General features: G+C 44.0%; 21 protein-coding genes. 7 read left to right on the top strand and 14 right to left on the bottom strand.

Going from position 1 to position 18,120, the window contains the following annotated elements; translation table 11 throughout:
• Positions 1-162: 162 nt before the first annotated feature.
• Positions 163-630: a hypothetical protein gene (locus ACP5N5_RS01615; RefSeq protein ID WP_042667721.1), complete on the bottom strand. Its 468-nt coding sequence runs from the start codon at positions 628-630 to the stop codon at positions 163-165.
• An 83-nt stretch (positions 631-713) separates the two neighbouring features.
• Here ACP5N5_RS01615 and ACP5N5_RS01610 point away from each other — a divergent pair, with 83 nt between their 5' ends.
• The 3 genes from ACP5N5_RS01610 to ACP5N5_RS01600 all read left to right on the top strand — a co-directional run bounded on the left by ACP5N5_RS01610 (position 714) and on the right by ACP5N5_RS01600 (position 4,030).
• Entirely contained in the window at positions 714-2,228 is a 1,515-nt protein-coding gene (locus ACP5N5_RS01610; RefSeq protein WP_428131766.1) for an aminopeptidase, read from the top strand.
• Complete coding sequence (proS, locus tag ACP5N5_RS01605) at positions 2,218-3,657, top strand: proline--tRNA ligase (RefSeq protein ID WP_012608668.1); 1,440 nt, start codon at positions 2,218-2,220, stop codon at positions 3,655-3,657. Before ACP5N5_RS01610 ends, proS begins: the two co-directional genes overlap by 11 nt.
• Positions 3,658-3,781: 124 nt before the next feature.
• Positions 3,782-4,030 (top strand): hypothetical protein, encoded by a 249-nt coding sequence (locus tag ACP5N5_RS01600; RefSeq protein WP_042667719.1) that lies wholly within the window; start codon positions 3,782-3,784, stop codon positions 4,028-4,030.
• On the opposite strand, the gene ACP5N5_RS01595 is transcribed toward ACP5N5_RS01600, so the two are convergent.
• The 13 genes from ACP5N5_RS01595 to ACP5N5_RS01535 form a co-directional block, all read right to left on the bottom strand.
• Positions 4,022-4,714, bottom strand: a complete 693-nt coding sequence (locus ACP5N5_RS01595; protein ID WP_428131762.1) for a diphthine--ammonia ligase — start codon at positions 4,712-4,714, stop codon at positions 4,022-4,024. The genes ACP5N5_RS01600 and ACP5N5_RS01595 overlap by 9 nt on opposite strands.
• Before the next feature lie 90 nt (positions 4,715-4,804).
• Positions 4,805-6,208, bottom strand: a complete 1,404-nt coding sequence (locus ACP5N5_RS01590; RefSeq protein ID WP_012608665.1) for a V-type ATP synthase subunit B — start codon at positions 6,206-6,208, stop codon at positions 4,805-4,807.
• A 2-nt stretch (positions 6,209-6,210) separates the two neighbouring features.
• Positions 6,211-7,965 carry a V-type ATP synthase subunit A gene (locus ACP5N5_RS01585; protein WP_428131756.1) on the bottom strand — a complete coding sequence of 585 codons (1,755 nt, stop codon included), beginning with the start codon at positions 7,963-7,965 and terminating at the stop codon, positions 6,211-6,213.
• Positions 7,966-8,024: 59 nt separating this feature from the next.
• A complete protein-coding gene (locus tag ACP5N5_RS01580) occupies positions 8,025-8,342 on the bottom strand; it encodes a hypothetical protein (RefSeq protein WP_012608663.1) in 318 nt (105 codons plus the stop codon).
• A 1-nt stretch (position 8,343) separates the two neighbouring features.
• Complete coding sequence (locus ACP5N5_RS01575) at positions 8,344-9,294, bottom strand: hypothetical protein (RefSeq protein ID WP_428131752.1); 951 nt, start codon at positions 9,292-9,294, stop codon at positions 8,344-8,346.
• A 9-nt stretch (positions 9,295-9,303) separates the two neighbouring features.
• The gene (locus ACP5N5_RS01570; RefSeq protein WP_428131770.1) at positions 9,304-9,879 is read right to left on the bottom strand and encodes a V-type ATP synthase subunit E; all 576 of its coding nucleotides are present in this window, start codon (positions 9,877-9,879) and stop codon (positions 9,304-9,306) included.
• A 9-nt stretch (positions 9,880-9,888) separates the two neighbouring features.
• A complete protein-coding gene (locus ACP5N5_RS01565; protein WP_428131749.1) occupies positions 9,889-10,362 on the bottom strand; it encodes an ATPase in 474 nt (157 codons plus the stop codon).
• 75 nt (positions 10,363-10,437) lie between these two features.
• Complete coding sequence (locus tag ACP5N5_RS01560; protein WP_428131744.1) at positions 10,438-12,411, bottom strand: V-type ATP synthase subunit I; 1,974 nt, start codon at positions 12,409-12,411, stop codon at positions 10,438-10,440.
• A complete protein-coding gene (locus ACP5N5_RS01555) occupies positions 12,412-12,705 on the bottom strand; it encodes a hypothetical protein (protein WP_012608658.1) in 294 nt (97 codons plus the stop codon).
• A gap of 11 nt (positions 12,706-12,716) precedes the next feature.
• Entirely contained in the window at positions 12,717-13,139 is a 423-nt protein-coding gene (locus ACP5N5_RS01550) for a DUF61 family protein (protein WP_012608657.1), read from the bottom strand.
• Positions 13,136-13,750, bottom strand: a complete 615-nt coding sequence (locus ACP5N5_RS01545) for a V-type ATP synthase subunit D (RefSeq protein ID WP_012608656.1) — start codon at positions 13,748-13,750, stop codon at positions 13,136-13,138. Before ACP5N5_RS01545 ends, ACP5N5_RS01550 begins: the two co-directional genes overlap by 4 nt.
• A 23-nt stretch (positions 13,751-13,773) precedes the next feature.
• Positions 13,774-14,130, bottom strand: a complete 357-nt coding sequence (locus ACP5N5_RS01540; RefSeq protein WP_428131735.1) for a hypothetical protein — start codon at positions 14,128-14,130, stop codon at positions 13,774-13,776.
• Positions 14,121-14,657 carry an NUDIX hydrolase gene (locus tag ACP5N5_RS01535; protein ID WP_048058880.1) on the bottom strand — a complete coding sequence of 179 codons (537 nt, stop codon included), beginning with the start codon at positions 14,655-14,657 and terminating at the stop codon, positions 14,121-14,123. The genes ACP5N5_RS01540 and ACP5N5_RS01535 overlap by 10 nt, the downstream gene beginning before the upstream one ends.
• A 66-nt stretch (positions 14,658-14,723) precedes the next feature.
• Between ACP5N5_RS01535 and ACP5N5_RS01530 the strand changes: the two genes are divergently transcribed.
• The 4 genes from ACP5N5_RS01530 to ACP5N5_RS01515 form a co-directional block, all read left to right on the top strand.
• Entirely contained in the window at positions 14,724-15,590 is an 867-nt protein-coding gene (locus tag ACP5N5_RS01530; RefSeq protein WP_428131730.1) for a TIM barrel protein, read from the top strand.
• A complete protein-coding gene (pgsA, locus tag ACP5N5_RS01525; protein WP_276814936.1) occupies positions 15,583-16,164 on the top strand; it encodes an archaetidylinositol phosphate synthase in 582 nt (193 codons plus the stop codon). Before ACP5N5_RS01530 ends, pgsA begins: the two co-directional genes overlap by 8 nt.
• 59 nt (positions 16,165-16,223) lie before the next feature.
• Positions 16,224-17,243, top strand: a complete 1,020-nt coding sequence (locus ACP5N5_RS01520; RefSeq protein WP_428131723.1) for a DHH family phosphoesterase — start codon at positions 16,224-16,226, stop codon at positions 17,241-17,243.
• A 16-nt stretch (positions 17,244-17,259) separates the two neighbouring features.
• Positions 17,260-18,120: histone deacetylase family protein (locus tag ACP5N5_RS01515; RefSeq protein ID WP_428131720.1), on the top strand; the 861-nt coding region annotated here is incomplete at its 3' end.

Raw genomic sequence — 18,120 nt, 5'->3', positions numbered from 1 at the left:
TCTCTCAGTAGAGGACTTGAAGAAAGAGTATTATGAGAAAATGGATAAGCACCCCGAAACCAGGGTAAGACGATGCATTAGATGTGGTAGGGAGCTCCCCTTTGATGCGTTATATTGTCCATACTGTGGTAGTATGCAACGAGAGGCGGCCTCTATTGAGTCTTAGGCCTCGTCGATCAACCTGGCTATAATAACCCTTGGGATATCTTTGTAACCCGGGTTTTTCTCACGGTATCTGGTAACCAGTGCTTCTCCATCACTAACTGGGTAGGTGTCCTGGTAACCCTCTATATCCTTGATGACATCCTCGTTAAATACAGCGATAAACACCGGGTTAACAGGTATGCTCCACTTTTCACCACTATACTTGACTCTAAGCAGCTCCTCGAGGAACTTTTGGTCGTCCTCATATTTACAGTTTAATACGACCCTATAGTATTGAGTAATATAATGCGCGATAATAATGAAGGCCAGCTCATTGTTCTTAAACCCCTTAAATACGCTGATTTCACTGTGATCTTCCATGACAGCGTGAGGGCCGGGCTCTATCCTATATCCCTTGCCAACCAGAATATCCAGTAACGCATCCAGGTTCTTAACGTTTTCCAGCTCTAATATATTGGTTGTCATGTATACTCCCCTTGAAACAGTATTCTTCAATGTAAAATACTATATCCCTTATTAAAGATGAAACCTATAAGAGAGGGTTGAAAGTGGTCGGGGTAATCAAGCCGGGCTCAGCCTCTGAGAAAAAGTTTCTTGAAACCCTCAGGGAGACGCTGGATGAGTACTTTGACTGGGTAACAATCTACGAGACACCAGTGCTGAGATGGGACTGGAGTAAGTGTGTTATCGAGATAAATGGTGAGGAATATAAGTGTAGACCACTACCGTACACGCTCACAGGGGTTGGTGAGGGCAGGGGTCTAACAGCTAAAGGAGTGAGCAGAGAACTGGGGGGCAAGGTGCTCCTCCATGAATATCCCTCTAATATCCATGAGCTTAGATTCATTGTAGGCGAGGCATTGAAGAACGGTGCAGAGGCTATAGTGTTCATGCATGAAGGAGGGAGACCATGGGATGCCGCAGTATTATCTAGTAGTATACCGGTCTTAAAGCCGGATACCCCGCCAGGGATCCCTGTCGTAGTCCTCGAGTCTAATCCTAGGAGGATGAGTGGTTTCAATGGGGAAAGAATACGTGTTGAGACAGAGGCGAGGATACATGATGGGGTTGGGAGGACGATGTTAGCAGGGATGAGTAATGGTGATAAAGTTAAAGTACACGTGTCCACACATCATGATGGGATCCCAGATGATAGTGGATATATAGGTAAATACATTGGATTACTTAGAGACATCTTAACTATCGCAACCAGGCATAGTAATGTAGAAGTTGTTTTTGTATCGTACACGGCGAAGGAGATAGGCGATCCCCAGTTGAATAGTTATACATGGTCCTGGGGCTCTAGATACCTCTTAGAGATCCTTGAATCAAAGAACCTGCTGGATAACACCCTCCTAGATATAAACCTGGATTTTAAAGGAGATGTTTTCGAGATAATAGATAACCCGATACCGCTTCTCCCCAACCCAGACACCGTGAACAAAGGTAAAACACACTTCGGCTTCGATAGCCTAGCATACCTGAATCATGGGATTCCCTCGGTAACAATCTCAGGGTTAAGCCCGGGTAATGTGGAAAGAGATATATATAAAGATATAGGGTACGTTATCGAAGCCCTCCTTAAAATAGTAGAGGACCCCCAATCAATGCTTAAAAGGCTATGGAGTGAACTGGTTAAAAAGCATGATGCAGCCCCCTTAGAGTACAGGAATTCGGTGACAAGGATTTATGAATCCAGTAGGTTCACCGGGGTTTCCAACGCTGTCAAGGCTCTAATTACCTATACATCCGCTTTAGCCTCACTATATGTAATTGCAGGCGGCGAATTTCACTCATGTATAACCCATGCGCCCCTATATTCGCTTCTCGGGGAGTATATGAATAGAGTTGAGTATAGGCTTGGGGAAAGGGGGAGGATAATTGTATGGAGCCTCGATAACATAATACTGGATGCAGGGGTAAGACTAGAGCCAAGCCTGATAAACAGTATCCTTAAAAGAATAGAGTCCTTCATGCTTATTAAGATTGATGAATTGTTAAATAACATACTAGAACTACAGGTATGTAGGAGAAGTATACAGGGTGCAAGCGATGAGCATTAGGAAAAGCATTGGGATAGATAAATATGAAAACTTCCCCGAGTGGTATCAGGCAGTATTAAAGGAAGCCGGCGTCATCGATATAAGATACCCTGTTAAAGGCATGTATGTATGGATGCCATACGGATTGAAAGCATTAAGGCTCACCCAGAGGATAATAGTGGATCTCCTCGAGAAAACAGGACACCAAGAGGCATACTTCCCTACAATGGTGCCAGAAAGCGTGTTTTCACGTGAAAAAGATTTTCTACAGGGTTTCGGAGGAGAAACATTCATTGTTGAGGGAACAATGACGAGGAGGTTTAATGAGAGATTATTCGTTAGGCCAACCAGTGAAACAGTAATGTATTACATGTGGAACATGTGGATAAAGGGGAGGAAGGATCTTCCATTGAAAATGTATCAAGTAGTAAACGTGTTCAGGTATGAGACAAAGATGACTCATCCAATACTAAGGGTAAGAGAGATAATGGGCTTCATAGAGGCTCATACGGCACACCACTCGAGAGAAGAGGCCGAGAAACAGATAATCGAGGCCATAGGGATATATAAGGAGTTCTTCAATAGGCTTCAGCTACCCTACTTCATAGTCAAGACACCTCCATGGGACACATTTGCTGGTGCAGAGTATAATTACGACTTCATAACGGTTATGCCTGATGGAAAAGGCCTCGAGCTAGGTAGCGTTATAAATCTAGGGCAGAAATTCGCTGGGGCATTCGAGATAAAATTCATGGATACTGATGGAGAAGAGAAATACGTCTACCAGACATGTTATGGTGTAAGCGAGAGAGTTCTAGGCGCGGTTATAGGAATACATGGAGACGAGGTAGGATTATTCTTCCCGCCAGAAATCGCACCAATACAGGTCGTCATAGTGCCAATAATGAAGCCTGGTGAAAAAGAGATTCTTGAATACGCTTTAAAGATAGGAAGCATGCTGGAGTCACATGGCTTAAGAGTCTTCATAGACAGCGACCTAGAGCATACGCCTGGATGGAAATACTATTACTGGGAAATGAAGGGAGTGCCAACCAGGATAGAGGTAGGGGCTAGGGAGGTTGAGACATCAACAGTAACCATTGCTAGGCGGGATAAAAGAGAGAAGCAGGTAGTTAGGCTAGAGGAGGTCCTTGAAACCCTCCGCAAGATATGGTCCGAGATAAACGAGTATCTGAGGATTAAGGGGTTAGAGCACCTTAAGAAGAAAACAATATTCTTACCGGATTATCTTGAGAATAAGGGGTTCAATGGATTAATCATCGCTCCCTGGGATGGAAGCAAGGGATGTGCTGAGGAACTCGAGAAAGAGACGGGCAAGAACGTCCTCGGAGAGATAGTCGAGTCCCCGATACCTCTCCCTTCACCTACCCAGTACATGGCGTGTAGTAATAAAGCTGATAGATATGCCCTGCTAGGTGTAACATATTAGGCCCAATGGATTTCCAACTAGCTGACTATATTCTTGATTAGAAAGGATTAGAAAAACGGAACCATTAACTTTTAAAGTCCATAATTAAATCCTTTAATTAGTAAGCGTTTCCCAGGTGGTATAGATGAGTGAATATATAAAGCAGTTAAAAATACAGATAGCAAGCAAAGTACCTGGTGTAAAATTCCAGGATAAATCAGCGTTAGAGGTAATGATCTTAAGGGAAGGTAAAGCCGTCTTAACAATAAGGGATGAAAAAGACTATGTTGTATTAACAACATCCGATGGGAACTCTTTTAAGTATGATAAATGGTATACCAAGCCGGAGCATCTTGCGGACACGGTAAAAGTATATATTGAGAGATTAAAGTAGTAGGTTTTTTTCAACCAGTTTAATCCTCAAAGGCTCGAAGTATCCCTCAAACTCGGAAACAATGCTTTTCTCACCAGTAATAACCAACTTATACCTAAACAGTGGTGAATCAACAACAATGGTTTCAGCATCACCGCCCTCAAAAGATGGGTTAAATCCGTATTTCTCCGCTAGTTTAACTAGTCTCTCAACATCACTCATTGTTATTTCCCTACCCAGTATATCCAGGGGTATCCCCATGCTCGTTATAGATGTAACGAGGAACCTGACACCATAATCTAGTAATTCCTCAAGGTAGCTACGGGGGTCTCTGCCCCATAGTGGGGTATACAATTCGAGCCCTAGTTCATCTGCGATAGCCTTAAACCTAGTTCTCTGATAGTTGCTGGCTATGGCCCCAGTCACAAGTATCTTTACACCATACTTGTCCCTGACTCTTCTAAGCAGATTTCTCAAGGCATCTAACTCTAGTTTCTCATCGTAGACACCAATGGATTCAAGCGGTATGTTTAGAGAATATGCTTGCGCCTGGACAACGTTGAAGCTTGGTTTATGGTAGAGCATAGAGTACTTGTAGAGTGGTATAATAGTTGAGAGAACTGCCACTTGATGTCCTGCTTCAACTGCCTTATGCAGTGCATATGTTGAATCCTTTCCACCACTATAAAGAACGGTGGCCTTCATTAATTGCCACCGTTAAACATGAGATTATTGAGAAAAGGTGTTCATATAAATTATTTCTATTAGGTGGAAGGATTGTATACACGTATCCAACTATGGGTTGCCACCTTTATATTTGGGATGATATTTCCTTATGTATTCTACTTTAATCATCTTTAATTCTTCTTCGGGTAGAATAGCTAGAAGCTCCCATCCCTTATCCAGCGTCTCCTCTATCTTCCTCCGCTCATATTCTCCCTGTCCAATGAACTCTCTTTCAAACCTGTCAGCAAACTCGAGGTACTTCCTATCCCTCTGAGTAAGTGTTTCCGTACCAACTATTACGGAGAGCTCCCTCAGTCTTATACCTTCAGCATAGGCGCTTATTAACTGCATAAATACATTATTGTGGTCCTCTCTTGTCTTTCCTTCACCAATTCCATCCTTCATCAACCTTGAAAGACTCATTAGTGGATCGAATGGTGGATATATACCCTTCAACCATAGCTGTCTCGAGAGAACTAGCTGACCCTCTGTTATATACCCTGTGAGATCCGGTATTGGGTGTGTAATATCATCATCTGGCATGGTGAGTATTGGTAGCTGTGTTATACTACCCTTCTTACTGTGAACGCGCCCGGCACGCTCGTATATTGTTGCCAAATCAGTATACATGTAGCCAGGGTATCCTCTTCTACCTGGGACTTCTTCTCTTGCGGCACTGAGTTCTCTAAGGGCTTCACAGTAGAAGGTCATGTCTGTTAATATTACAAGTACATGCATGTCATGCGTCCACGCTAGGTGCTCAGCTATGGTTAATGCTACACGGGGTGTTGCAATTCTCTCTATGACTGGTGAACTAGCTGTATTGATTAATGCAACAGTTCTCTCAAGGGCACCGGTCTTCTTGAAGTTATCTATGAAGAACATTGCATCATCATATGGTACTCCTATAGCTGCAAACACTATGGCGAACTTCTCCTCTTTACCGAGAACTCTTGCCTGTCTAACTATCTGGGCGGCGATCCTATTATGGGGTAGGCCTGAGCCGCTGAATATTGGGAGTTTCTGCCCTCTTACAATACTGAATAATCCATCAATAGCTGAAATACCGGTTTCAATGAACTCTGAGGGCGGTAACCTCGAAGCTGGGTTCAATGGCGCCCCATTTATGTCGAGATAATCCTCCGGGATGATCCTTGGACCCCCATCTATTGGCCTGCCTAATCCATCAAATATTCTTCCAAGCATGTCGATGCTTACAGGTATTTTAAGCGTCTCCCCGCGGTACTTTACTCTTGACCTAGATAGATCAACGTCGGCTACTCCACCAAATACCTGTATTACTGTCACCCCTTTACTGACATCTATTACCTGTCCTAGTTTCACCTCGCTTGTTGGAAGCGTTACCTCTACTATTTCACCATATGTTACACCAGGTATTGTCTCAGCGAATAATAGTCCTCCCTGTGCTTTAAGTAGTTTACTTGAGATCCTTGTGGTTAATTTCACCGACATATCTAACTCTCCTCCCTAAGATTCTTGAATTCTTCCTCCATTTCTATAAGTATACTATCAAATTCCTTGGTGTTATCTCCAAAAGGTATATGCTTCATTCTAGCAATTCTCTCCCTTATCTTCATGCCGCGTATTTTCTCGAATGGCACTCCCAGCTTTATTGCTTCGAGAGCTTTCTCGTAGAACTTATCTATTATTGTAGCCATCTTAACTGTTTTAACAGGGTGGGAGAAGACATCGACGAGGCTAAACGCATCTTGCTGTAGGAAGTCCTCTCGTATAATCCTAGCTACTTCAAGGGTGAGCCGATCCTCCACAGGTAGCGCGTCGGCTCCCACCAGCCTCACTAATTCCTCTAGCTCGGTCTCTCTCTGCAGGATCTTCATGAACCTCTCCCTTAGATACGGGTATTCACGGCTTATTTTAGACCACCATTCTGTTATATTATCTATATATAGGCTGAAGCTGGTTAGCCAGTTTATTGATGGGTAGTGCCTTCTATACGCTAGGTTAACGTCTAATGCATATAATGCCCTGATAAGCCTTAGAGTGGATTGTGTAACTGGTTCACTGAAGTCTGCTCCAGGCGGTGACACTGCACCCATGATGGTGAGGCTGCCGCTTCTCTCAGCTGAGCCAATGGTTTTTACGTACCCGCTTCTCTCGTAGAACTGTGCCAGCCTTGATGCCAGATAGGCTGGGAAGCCTTCCTCACCCGGTAGCTCCTCTAAACGCCCACTGATCTCTCTCATCGCCTCAGCCCACCTGCTAGTTGAGTCGGCAACGAGGAGGACGTTGTAGCCCATATCCCTATAGTATTCTCCAAGTGTAATACCTAGGAATATACTTGCCTCCCTGGCTGCGACAGGCATGTTGCTGGTGTTAGCTATGAAGATGCTTCTCTCCATCATTGTTTTACCGGTCTTAGGATCTATTAGCTTGATGAAACTGTTTAATGCGTCAGCCATCTCGTTTCCTCTCTCGCCACATCCGATGTAAATCGTTATATCTGCCTCACTCCACTTTGTAACGGTGTGAAGCAGGACTGTTTTACCTGTGCCAAAGCCTCCCGGCACAGCGGCTTTACCGCCTTTAGCTAATGGGAATAGAAAATCTATAACTCTAATACCTGTAATGAACGGCTCTCTGGGCTCTAATTTCTCCTTGTAAGGCCTAGGTCTTCTAACAGGCCATTTCTGGAGCATTGATACTTCTTTACCGCTTATCTTGGCAATAGGCTCTACTATACTGTAATCTCCTTCACTGGTCACCCATTCAATAACCCCGTTAATTCCTGGTGGAACCATTATATAGTGTTTAACCACCTCTGTTTCATTAACGTAACCTATGAAGTCACCCTCGACAACTTTATCACCTGGTTTGACAAGTGGGATGAAGTGCCATTTTTTATCACGTGGTAAAGGAGTCGTCCTGACCCCCTTCCTAACGAATATGCCTGAAAGTGCCTCGATGACTGGTAGAGGGCGCTGGATTCCATCGAATATGGATTTTATCAGGCCTGGCCCTAGCTCAGCTGATAATGGTTGCCCGGTAGGGTATACGGGGTCACCAACTTTTAACCCTGTGGTATCCTCGTATACCTGTATTATCGCCTTATCGCCCTCTACCCCTATGGCCTCACCAATTAATCTCTCCTCACCTACCTCGATTACCTCGTAGACGCTTACGCCTCGCACGTTTTCAGCTACTACAAGGGGGCCTGAAACCCTATGTATTATCCCTTTATGCATACTCATGACGATTCGCCTTTACCAGAGTAAACATATTTACAGGTATTTCTATTAGTCGGGAAAGATTATATAGGTATTTCGATGCCCAGGTATTTCTTAGCTATCTCGGCGTAGTATTGCCTAATATCGATCCCAGCCAGCTCCACTGGCTTATCGAGTTCAACCATGAGTATCCTGTTTTCATCCACTAGCTCCAGGAGCCCACGGCACTCACTGAGCACTTGTTTATAGGTGATTAAGACTGAGTATTTGCCTATAGTGGGGCGGAGTTTTTCAATTATTTCACTACAATTACCATTATATACTATTGAGGAAGCACCCCCAGCAACACCTATTAGGGATAAGTACTCATCACCTATAACTAGTATTTCACCTCTGTACAATTCAAGTCACCCATTTACTAATGAATGCCGAGGCCTCTTGTCTATATAAGCCGGAGCCGGCCACTGTGAAAACAAGCTTCAAAAACACGTATTGGCCAAGTAGTTTAAGCATGAGCCTACAGGTTTTTTCAATGACTGTTTTCTGAAGTATGAGGGATGCAAGATAGTGTAGACCCGTATAGACACCTAGGTCTAAGGCCTCGATGCCACTTGAGAACTTTAATGAATCGTTTATGGCTTCTGAGAAAACCACCGCGAACGGCCTATCCTTGGAGAGCATGGCGCTTACCTCCCTGATACTTTTTCCACAGTTCTCGTAAAAATCAGCCGGATTAAGCGAGAAGACCCTGGGCTGGAGCTGCCTTACTTCTGGATATAATATACAGGCTTTAAGCAGCTGCATATCATGTAGTAGGTTGACTAGAACGCTTAACTCGTAATACTTTAGTTTATCAACCTTCATGGCTAGACTGTCTAAAGCTCTAATTATCTGTTGTAACTGAATACTTCTCTTATTTATGTATTCTTTAACCAGTCCATGTAGCTCTACTGGTAGAATCTCTTTCAGTATATAGATATTCATGGGATCAGGGATTTCCGGTATTAAGAGCGGTAGGGGTGAAGCCATTAGTGGAGGCTTAACTCCAGCGGTGAGTGCGTTTAGGGATAAGTAAAGATCTAGTGAGCTAAGTAGCCAAAGTATTTTATCAGCAATAGATCTCTCCTCATTCTTGGCTTGACTGAATAATGATTGTAATATGCCTCTATAGCCTTTATCTAATGCATTATATACATCTATGAGGGATATCCTGTGAATCCCCGCTAATTTACCTATTTCACTAGCTAGGAATTTCTCACTGAGATATCCAATCGCTGTCTCTAGATTCTGTGATGACAATATATTAATGTAGTCGCTTCTAGTAAAAAACAGCTTGGAGGATTCGATTAGCATGGGGATGCATCAGCCCCACAGTATTCTCCTGACCTCATTTAGATACTTGTTCTGGAACTCCTTGAACCGGGATTCATACGTGTTATCCACTATTATACCGCTGGCAGACTCAACTATTATTCCACCCTCTATATTGCCTACCTCTATTGAGACCCCTGTTAATCCCAGCTCAGTAACTACCTCCCTAGCCGTCTCCAGGTCTCTTCTACTAACGATAAGTCTTCTAGGTGAGTCAATGACTTTCATAGATTCGGTGATCAGGTTTTTGAGGGAGGCTTTGACATCGAATCCGCGGCTTCTTATAACACTGTATGCTTGATTCAATATGTCTGAAATAATATTATCTACTTCCATCGATATAATGAATCTCGCCTCTCTTACAGCATCTGAAACAATGTTGTTTGCCTCCTTCTCTGCCTCACTAATAATCCTTATTCTTTCTTTCTCAGCTTTCTCTCTCCATAAGGCTTCAGCCTCCCTTATCTTCCTCTCTGCTTCTTTCTCAGCCTCCCTCACTATCTCCTCTGCCCTAGCCCTTGCCTCCTCGAGTAACCTGGCTTTTATCGCCTCGCTCTCCAGTGCCACCAATTATTGTCACCCAAGTAAGGATAGACCGAGAATCGTGAATACTATGCCTAATATACCCCATAGCTCTACATATGCTGCAAGCACGATCGAGTTCATGAGGTTGCTGCCCTTTGTTCTAGGTAACTCAGCAATACCGTTGGCGCATATTATTCCCTGTGCCCAGGCAGATAGGTATTCAGCTAGGAAACCAGCTAGCCCGATGCCGATTAATGCGAGTGCTTTCGTCATGTTAATGCTGTCCAATGGTAAGTTAGGTATATACATCAGCATTATATAGATCATTTGTATTAAACCATAGAAGGTCTGAGTCATTGGTAGTGCAGCCAAGATTAATACATTCCTGAACTGAGTTGGGTCCTCTGCTAGAACCGATGCACCTACACTGGCTGCATGCCTCATACCTGTTGTTGAACCAGTGATACCGCCAGCTAATGGTAATGCTGCTGCTAAATACATAAGCCCCATGGCTAATGGGTCCATTTAACCACCCTTATACGCAAACTGGTTCTTATATAGATCCAGTCTGGGGATTAAAAACAAATTCAATAATCTTTTCTAAGAAACCACGATACGTTTAAACGCAACTATAGAGAATGGATTGTACTCGCGTCCCGAGCCATCGTAGAATTTCATAAGGAACTCGAGCATACATAGCCTCAGCGAGTGCACGAATGCACCCATCTGTGAGAGAACCATCACCAACAGGTGTATCAGTAATAGCAGAGGTGCCGATACGATGTATGCTACCATAGCCCCGGCTACACCAGGTATAATCGTTGGCAATCCATTGATAACTAGTTTAACCATTATATTGAATGAGCTAGCCATATAGAAGCTTGCAAGGCTAACACCGGCTAGTCTAACATAGCTCATGACATCGCCGAGGATGCCTGTGAGCTGGAATATCCACATTAGGAATCCAAGTCCCCTCATCGATAAGTAGTTGCCTACGATAACTATCACGACGCCTAGCAATGCTAGATATAATAGTATTTTCTCCGGTATTAACGTTAAAAATGGTACATCATACCTGAAGAACACCTTGAGCACGTAGGGGATTCCGAATAGCTCTGAGATAAATAATCCAACCTCGTTGAGGAGATCTCCTCTCCTCTTCTCCCTAATGAACTTCATGGTGGCCAGAACATGTGCTATGTTAATATGTATCAGCCCTATTAACAAGGCCAGCTTTATGAACTCCACTGGTTGACTAAACACCGTTAGGATTGCCGGTATATTTATATTTAATATGGAGGGCAATAGATCACCGAAGAATGAACCACTGAGTAATCCAAGTACTAGTGAGATGATATTGGAAACTATGAGGAGGCCCTTGAACTCTTTATAAGCATTACTATACGGGTTCTCAACTAGTTTATCCATGATTAATAAAATAGATATGAAACCGGCTAAGGCGTATCCTGCATCAGCATTCATTATCCCGAAGAAGAATGCGAAGGAATACGTGATCAATGGCGTGGGATCATGCTCCCAGTAACTGGGGACTCCGTAAAGCCTTGTTACGAGTTGGAAGTATCTTATCACTCCCTTGTTATTAAACTTTGTGGGTGGGTTATCAACGCCTCTCACAGGATCCCTATACTCTATGAGGATGGGAATATTTATCTTCCTTATAAGATCCTCTAGTATTCTAACAGCATCACGAGGGAGCCAGCCTGTTACAGCTGATAAGTGCTTCAGATCAGTCGTTATCCCGCTTACCTTATAATATTCAATATAGTTCTCCACGATTAAGAGATACTTACCCAGGATTTCTCCATGAGACTTGATCTTTTCAACGATTTTCCCTTCTAGGCTTTCATCCTCCTCGCTTAGCTCGGTTATCTTCTTTCCAAGATACTCTTTAAGTAAGCCGATTGATTTATGTGGCTGTATGAACTCTAGTAGTTGTCTACCGGGATACCATATCCCCATAGAGGATGCTAGTGAGAGCAGCTGGTTTAAATCCTGTGATGAAACATATACTATAATGGATACTTGCTCCTCATCGATCTTAAACGAGTGTGTAGCTTTAATCAAGCCGGGTTTTTCTACTAGTTCATTGATTGTTTCCCGCTTACCTGTTAAAAGGATTGATGAGAGATGCCTACCCTCATAATATATCTCAGTGGTCTCCATGGTGTCTGGTAGAGGGTTTATGGCTGTCTGAAGCATTTTAAGGGAGTCAAGTGTCTCCCTCACATGTTTCAATTTACTCTCTAGTAATGCCACTTCGTCTTGCAGGCTAGCTACATCCTTCTCTATCCGGCTTATCTCGATCGATGATAGCTCCAGGCCTGTTATAGATACATTTATAGCTAGGCCCTTGGCTTTCTGGATCAGTGAGTTAATACGTTCTCTAAGAGACTGTAGTCTTTCATATTCTCTCACTATCTTCTCTGCTTCAACTGGTTCTATATCGATAACCCCGGCCTCCTGTAGTAAACGTAGCGCCTTCTCTTTATCAGCTTGGAGGAAGGCCGCATTTATTTTTACCATTTCACTGGGTTTGCTTAATAAGAGCCCCATCTATAGCCCCACCACGGTTTTAACCACGTATTCAACTGCTTTTCTTACTCTCTCCTGTGGGATATTTCTTAGGTTTTCAGCGTCTTTCCTGGCTTTCTCAATTATTTCGTCATGCTTTACTCTGGCACTAGCTATTAGGGCTTCGGCCTCTCTCCTATATTCCTCAACTGGTATTGGACGCTTCAGTATCTCCTCTGCTTTTTTCTCAGCCTCCTTCAGTATCATTAACTTCTTTTTCTCAGCCTCCTTAATGATCGCATCTATTGACTCATCGACATCCTTAATAGATGACATCCTTGAACACCCTAAACAAGGTTAATTGATGTGCCGGGGTTTAAGAGTATTGTTGTAGTGGTTCTTAATATCCGTCTTAGCTCTAAAATATGCGCGCGGCTGAGGAATAGTGGGGTAGTAGGATTCCCTATATTCATTACTGAAGCAATTGCTTTAGCCCCTATTTCATCCCTTACGACATATATACCTTCCCTTTCTCCAGGTATATACTCTATTACTATAGGTAGTTGAAGACTGCATGCGTCATCAGCTAGGATATCGCGTAGCCTTCTTAATTCACGGGGATCCAATACATGTTGGCTTCCATCCCTAAGAACTATGTATGGTATCTCCATCTTGAGGAGCTCGCATAAATTCTTTCTCTCATATGGGGCATGCTTATTAACCAGCCTCAACTCTTCACTCAGAAATCTCTCAATATAGTTATTGCTCATTTCTCCCTCCTCTCAAGGCTAGCTTTAACCCTCTTCAATCTTGCCTTTTCTTCCCTCTCCCTTTCATCGAACTTTAACTGGAGTATCTTTATAGTGGACTTGAGCCTGGGTATTAAGATGTAATCTAATGCGTTTACCCTTCGCTTGGTTGCCCGTATCTCCTTACCGAGAGCCCTTAAAGCATACTCTGTTTTCGCGAGGTCTAGGACTTCCTCTATGAATCTGGTTGACTCCTCTATGAAGTCGTCGAAGGGAGTCTTTACGGTCTTCTTCTCAGTATTCTTCACTAGTATGGCTGTCTTGGTTTTAACCCCCATGATGTTTTCAGTGCCTACTACACAGTTATTTTTCGGCACTGTTTTCTCCAGCAGGCTATATATGTTCTCGCCGTAGACCCCTGAAAGCATGACAGCCCTAGAGTTCAAGTTAATAAGTAGGGTGCTCACGCTCTGCCTCTTGGACACTCCCTCTTTAAGGAGGGCTAGGAACTCATTAGTTAAAATGATGAGTCTCTCACGCAGTATCCTCTCAACCTTCACGCTTATCTCGAGCCTTCTCTTAAGCCTTATCAACTCGATCTTGGTGGGACGCACTCTCTGGAGGCTTGACATGGCTTAAGCACCATGTCTACTGGCTAATCCGATTTCTCCACTATTTTATACAGGTAAAACTCAAATGTGTTCTCTCCTTTTATAAGCTTGTATAACACGTAAACCAATGGCTTATCTGCTTCACTAGCGTAGAGCTCAGCGATAACGAGCTGGTTGCATGCCTCTTCCTCCGGAAAGATGTTACAACCACTATCGCTGAGTATGGATGCTTCAAGCCCTAGAGGCTCGACGAGGTTGTTTATCATCACCGGTAGCCTCTCCATTAAGTAGTCTTCGAGTACATCTATTAATTCCCGGGAAACCCAGCCGCTCCCTCCCTCGAATACCAGTCTCATGGATAGGATTCTCCTGAGCGTATCTAACTCGGTGCTCAAGCACATCCACCCCTCGAGCAGTACAGGAGGATTAGGAGAGCGGTTTTCATATCGTTTATGACACCAGAGTAAACCATTTTAACAGCCTCTGATAACGGTATCTTGAATGGCTCAAGGACCTCGTACTTCTCGGGTCTAGCGCCCCGGTACTCTAGGTTGGCTGCATAATATAAGTGTATTACTTCGCTGCTGTAGCCTGGCGAAGGAGTATAGGAGCCCAGTCTCACTAATTCCCCTGGATAATAGCCTGCCTCCTCCTCTAGCTCTCTCCTGGCTGCCTCCTCAGGTGTCTCACCAGGATCTATGACGCCGGCTGGGGCCTCTATTATAATGTCATTAAGGGGGGCTCTGAATTGCCTCAGCAAGATTACCTCATGACTCCCTAGGATTGGTAGTACAGCCACTGCCTCAGGGAACACGACGATATCCCTTGCGAACTCGTCGCCGCTGGTTTTTCTATAGTATCTCCTGACAACATTGAATCGAAGCCCTTCAACCAGTAATTCTTCCCTTAATACTAGTGGCTTATCCATGGTATTCACTTCCACTAGGTTAATAAGTGATGTATAAGTGGATTAATTAATGAGCAGGGTGGTTTAATGCCTAAATTCTGGTTTGGGCCAGCCGGTAAGCCTATAGGTCTCAAATCAATGGATATAACTGAGGCCCCGGCATTTATAAGGAGGATAGGGTTAAACGCTATGGAGTACGAGGCTGTTAGAGGTATTAATATAAGTGATGAAAAGGCGAGAATACTTGGGGAAGCCTCTAGAGGCCAGGGAGTAAAGCTTAGTCTGCATGCACCATACTATATCAACCTAGCCGGTAGAGAACAAGTAGTAAACTCCAGTATCGAGAGGCTGACGGCCTCTGTAAGGATATCTTCAGTAATGGGTGCATATATTGTGGTATTTCACCCAGGCTACTACAGGGACGCTCCATCTAAGCGTGGAGCTGTTGAAAAGATTATCAGGAATCTCTCAAGGGTTGTAGAGTATAGGGATCAACAAGGCTTCAAAGATGTATGGCTTGGACCCGAGACCTCGGGTAAGATAAGCCAGGTTGGAGACCTTGGGGAGGTAATAGAGATCTCCAGTGCTTTCAAAGGGGTTAGACCAGTCATAGACTTTGCACACTTATATGCCAGGTATATGGGTAGACTCGTTAGGAGTAAAGAAGATATTGTGAAAATAGTTGACGTCATAGAGAAGAAGCTTGGAAGAGAATACCTTAACCCATTACACACACATTTCTCGAAGATAGAGTTTAACAGAGGTGGGGAAAAGGAGCACCATGCATTAGGTGAAGAGAAATATGGCCCCGACTTCAGGATCGTGTGTGAAGCTCTGTGTGAAGTAGGGGTGGATACGGTGGTTATTAGTGAGAGTCCTTTGTTGGAGGAGGACTCGTTAATCATGAAGAATACTTGTATTGAGGTATGTGGTGAAAGATGCGTTGTTGAATAAGTTACGCGATAAGCTGGCCGCTATTGTGAATACTGTAGCCAAACCCTTCATAGTTATAGGTGTACCACCAAATGTCCTGACAGCGTCTTCAATGATGATATTGCTAATAGGAGCTTTCTTCTTCGCCTTCACAACTGATATCCTCCTTTACCTGGTGTTCATTACAGTATCAAGCATTCTAGATGCCCTTGATGGAGCTGTTGCAAGAGCCATGGGTAAAGCGAGCAGATTTGGAGCATTCCTAGATTCCACTGTGGATAGAGTGAACGATGCTATATTAATATTATCCCTCGGATTCCTGAGATTAAACCAGTTATACATACTGGTGTTCCTAGTGGCTTCATTCCTAGTAAGCTATATCAGGGCCAGAGCTGAAAGCCTTGGTGTGGGGTTAGCCGGCATAGGATTAATTGAAAGACCTGAGAGAATCCTCGGTGTTATCCTGGTACTAGCATCATATAGGGTGTCTCCTCGGCTAGCTGAAGCGCTCCTCTCGGTCTTAACCATTCTCTCGGTTGTAACCGTTGTTCAGAGAATTATGCAGGTATATAGGCGTATTAATGCCGGTAATTAAAGTTTTAATTATCATTAAATACTATCTAAGGCAATGACAACAGATTCGAGGTGCTTACCATGTCTGAGAATATTAAGAGAGTATTTGTGGCGGGTGACTGGGACGCCGATGGTGTGGTTGCAGCCGCGCTCATCGTATATAGTCAAGAGAAGATCGGCAAATACCCCCTTGAATCCAAGGCTGTGGTCGACAAGGTACCTTTGGACCCGGATAAAGCCAAGTATTTCCTGGCTAGTTTTAAAGGGGGATATGATTTAGCGGTCTTCCTGGACATACCATACAGCGAGTATCTTGGTAACGCTATGAAGATGATGAAGAATCACTTCGGAGTCTCTCAGATAGTATTCATAGATCACCATATAACAAGCCTGCAGAAGGCCAGGGAACTCCAGGCGTTAGCCGATATCGTGGTGATCGATCATAAGATGCCCACGGCTGGGCTGGTCCTCTGGGAACTCGAGAAGAAAGGTATCAGTGTCCACCAGAGATTAAGGAGTTTTGTCGAGGTAGTTAAATACATGGATATGGGGAAGAGGGTGCCGGAGCAATACATGAAGTTATTCGAGTTAACCAAGATGTTCTCGAAGGCTTTAACCGTTATAAGAGATGAAACCCTATGGGCTAAGATAGTCGAATGGCTTGCCACACCAGCTCCCCTACCAATGCCTCTTGATGAGGTGTTGTGGGGTAAGGTCAAGGCAATTATAGAGGAGAGGGATAAGGAGGTGGCTGATAAGGCGATGGAACTAGCCGTTGGCGCTATTAAAGTAGGTGATTTCCGCTTCATTGACGCGAGGAATGAGTGGAAGAAGAGAGGGGTTACCGCGCTTGCTTCAAAGCTTTCGACAATACTTAAGGCACCAGTACTACTACTAGCTGGGACCAATAGAGAGTACACCCTCCTAGTTATAAAGGCGTCTCATGGTAGGGCCTACAGGATAGCTAAGTATCTTGTTGGGGAGGGTGTAGCATTAGATATAGCCGGGCATCCCAACCTAGCTATAGTGAGATTACCGAAAGACCTGGAGAAGCAAGAGCTGATTAAAATACTGTATCAAGCCGTATACTACTCCACATAACCTGCAGGAACATGCCATGATCAAAATACTCGTCTCGGAAAACTCTATGCATATGCATGTATCGAGGGAGCATCACCCTGAAAATCCTGAGAGAATAGTGAGGGTAATCTCAGCGCTCAAGAGGCATGGCATCAGATATGAATTACATGATGCCGGCGGGATGGATATCGGTGAGGCATTAAGCATTGCTAGAAGAATACATAGCAGAGGATACATCGATAAAATACTGATGTTATCGAAGAAGGCGCCATTAAACATAGACCAGGATACATATCTATCTAGTGACACTTTGACTCTAGCACTGGAAACGCTTTACACATCATACCTAACGGCTCTAAACTTGGGTAGGGATATTGTTTTCTACATAGCTAGGCCTCCTGGTCATCATGCTGGATACCGTGGGAAAACCAGGAGGGCTTATACGCAGGGTTTCTGTATATTTAATAATGCTGTGGCTGCTGTACATGGTCTTATTGATGGGGGATTCAAGAATATAGGGGTTCTCGACTTTGATGCCCATTATGGTAATGGATCCATGGAGCTGCTCTATACAAGTAGAATACTCCAAGTTGATCTACACCAGGATACCCGTTCCCTACCGGTTTTCCCCTGGAATCCCAGCGAGATAGGGGCTGGTGATGGATACGGGTATAAAATAGGTATTCCCCTAGAACCCGGTACAGGCGATGACTCCTTTGTCCAGGTACTAGGCATAGTGGGGAGGATTATTGAGAAATATAATCCTGAAGCACTTGTAGTATCAGCTGGCTTCGACGGCTTCATCGGGGATGGTTTAACTGATCTAGTGTTAACCGAGTATAGTTATTACAGGATCGGCCATATGATCCAGAGCCTCGGTACACCGGTTATAATAGTC

This window comes from Desulfurococcus sp. (genome assembly GCF_049970475.1).
GTDB lineage: Archaea > Thermoproteota > Thermoprotei_A > Sulfolobales > Desulfurococcaceae > Desulfurococcus > Desulfurococcus amylolyticus.
Note: the sequence above shows the minus strand (reverse complement) of the source record. Positions and strands in the feature narration are given on the sequence as shown.

Coding starts and splice junctions, on each gene's coding strand:
- ACP5N5_RS01615 (WP_042667721.1), bottom strand. CDS start 630: ATGACAACCAATATATTAGAGCTGGAAAACGTTAAGAACCTGGATGCG.
- proS (WP_012608668.1), top strand. CDS start 2,218: ATGAGCATTAGGAAAAGCATTGGGATAGATAAATATGAAAACTTCCCC.
- ACP5N5_RS01600 (WP_042667719.1), top strand. CDS start 3,782: ATGAGTGAATATATAAAGCAGTTAAAAATACAGATAGCAAGCAAAGTA.
- ACP5N5_RS01595 (WP_428131762.1), bottom strand. CDS start 4,714: ATGAAGGCCACCGTTCTTTATAGTGGTGGAAAGGATTCAACATATGCA.
- ACP5N5_RS01590 (WP_012608665.1), bottom strand. CDS start 6,208: ATGTCGGTGAAATTAACCACAAGGATCTCAAGTAAACTACTTAAAGCA.
- ACP5N5_RS01585 (WP_428131756.1), bottom strand. CDS start 7,965: ATGAGTATGCATAAAGGGATAATACATAGGGTTTCAGGCCCCCTTGTA.
- ACP5N5_RS01575 (WP_428131752.1), bottom strand. CDS start 9,294: ATGCTAATCGAATCCTCCAAGCTGTTTTTTACTAGAAGCGACTACATT.
- ACP5N5_RS01565 (WP_428131749.1), bottom strand. CDS start 10,362: ATGGACCCATTAGCCATGGGGCTTATGTATTTAGCAGCAGCATTACCA.
- ACP5N5_RS01560 (WP_428131744.1), bottom strand. CDS start 12,411: ATGGGGCTCTTATTAAGCAAACCCAGTGAAATGGTAAAAATAAATGCG.
- ACP5N5_RS01555 (WP_012608658.1), bottom strand. CDS start 12,705: ATGTCATCTATTAAGGATGTCGATGAGTCAATAGATGCGATCATTAAG.
- ACP5N5_RS01550 (WP_012608657.1), bottom strand. CDS start 13,139: ATGAGCAATAACTATATTGAGAGATTTCTGAGTGAAGAGTTGAGGCTG.
- ACP5N5_RS01545 (WP_012608656.1), bottom strand. CDS start 13,750: ATGTCAAGCCTCCAGAGAGTGCGTCCCACCAAGATCGAGTTGATAAGG.
- ACP5N5_RS01540 (WP_428131735.1), bottom strand. CDS start 14,130: ATGTGCTTGAGCACCGAGTTAGATACGCTCAGGAGAATCCTATCCATG.
- ACP5N5_RS01535 (WP_048058880.1), bottom strand. CDS start 14,657: ATGGATAAGCCACTAGTATTAAGGGAAGAATTACTGGTTGAAGGGCTT.
- ACP5N5_RS01530 (WP_428131730.1), top strand. CDS start 14,724: ATGCCTAAATTCTGGTTTGGGCCAGCCGGTAAGCCTATAGGTCTCAAA.
- ACP5N5_RS01520 (WP_428131723.1), top strand. CDS start 16,224: ATGTCTGAGAATATTAAGAGAGTATTTGTGGCGGGTGACTGGGACGCC.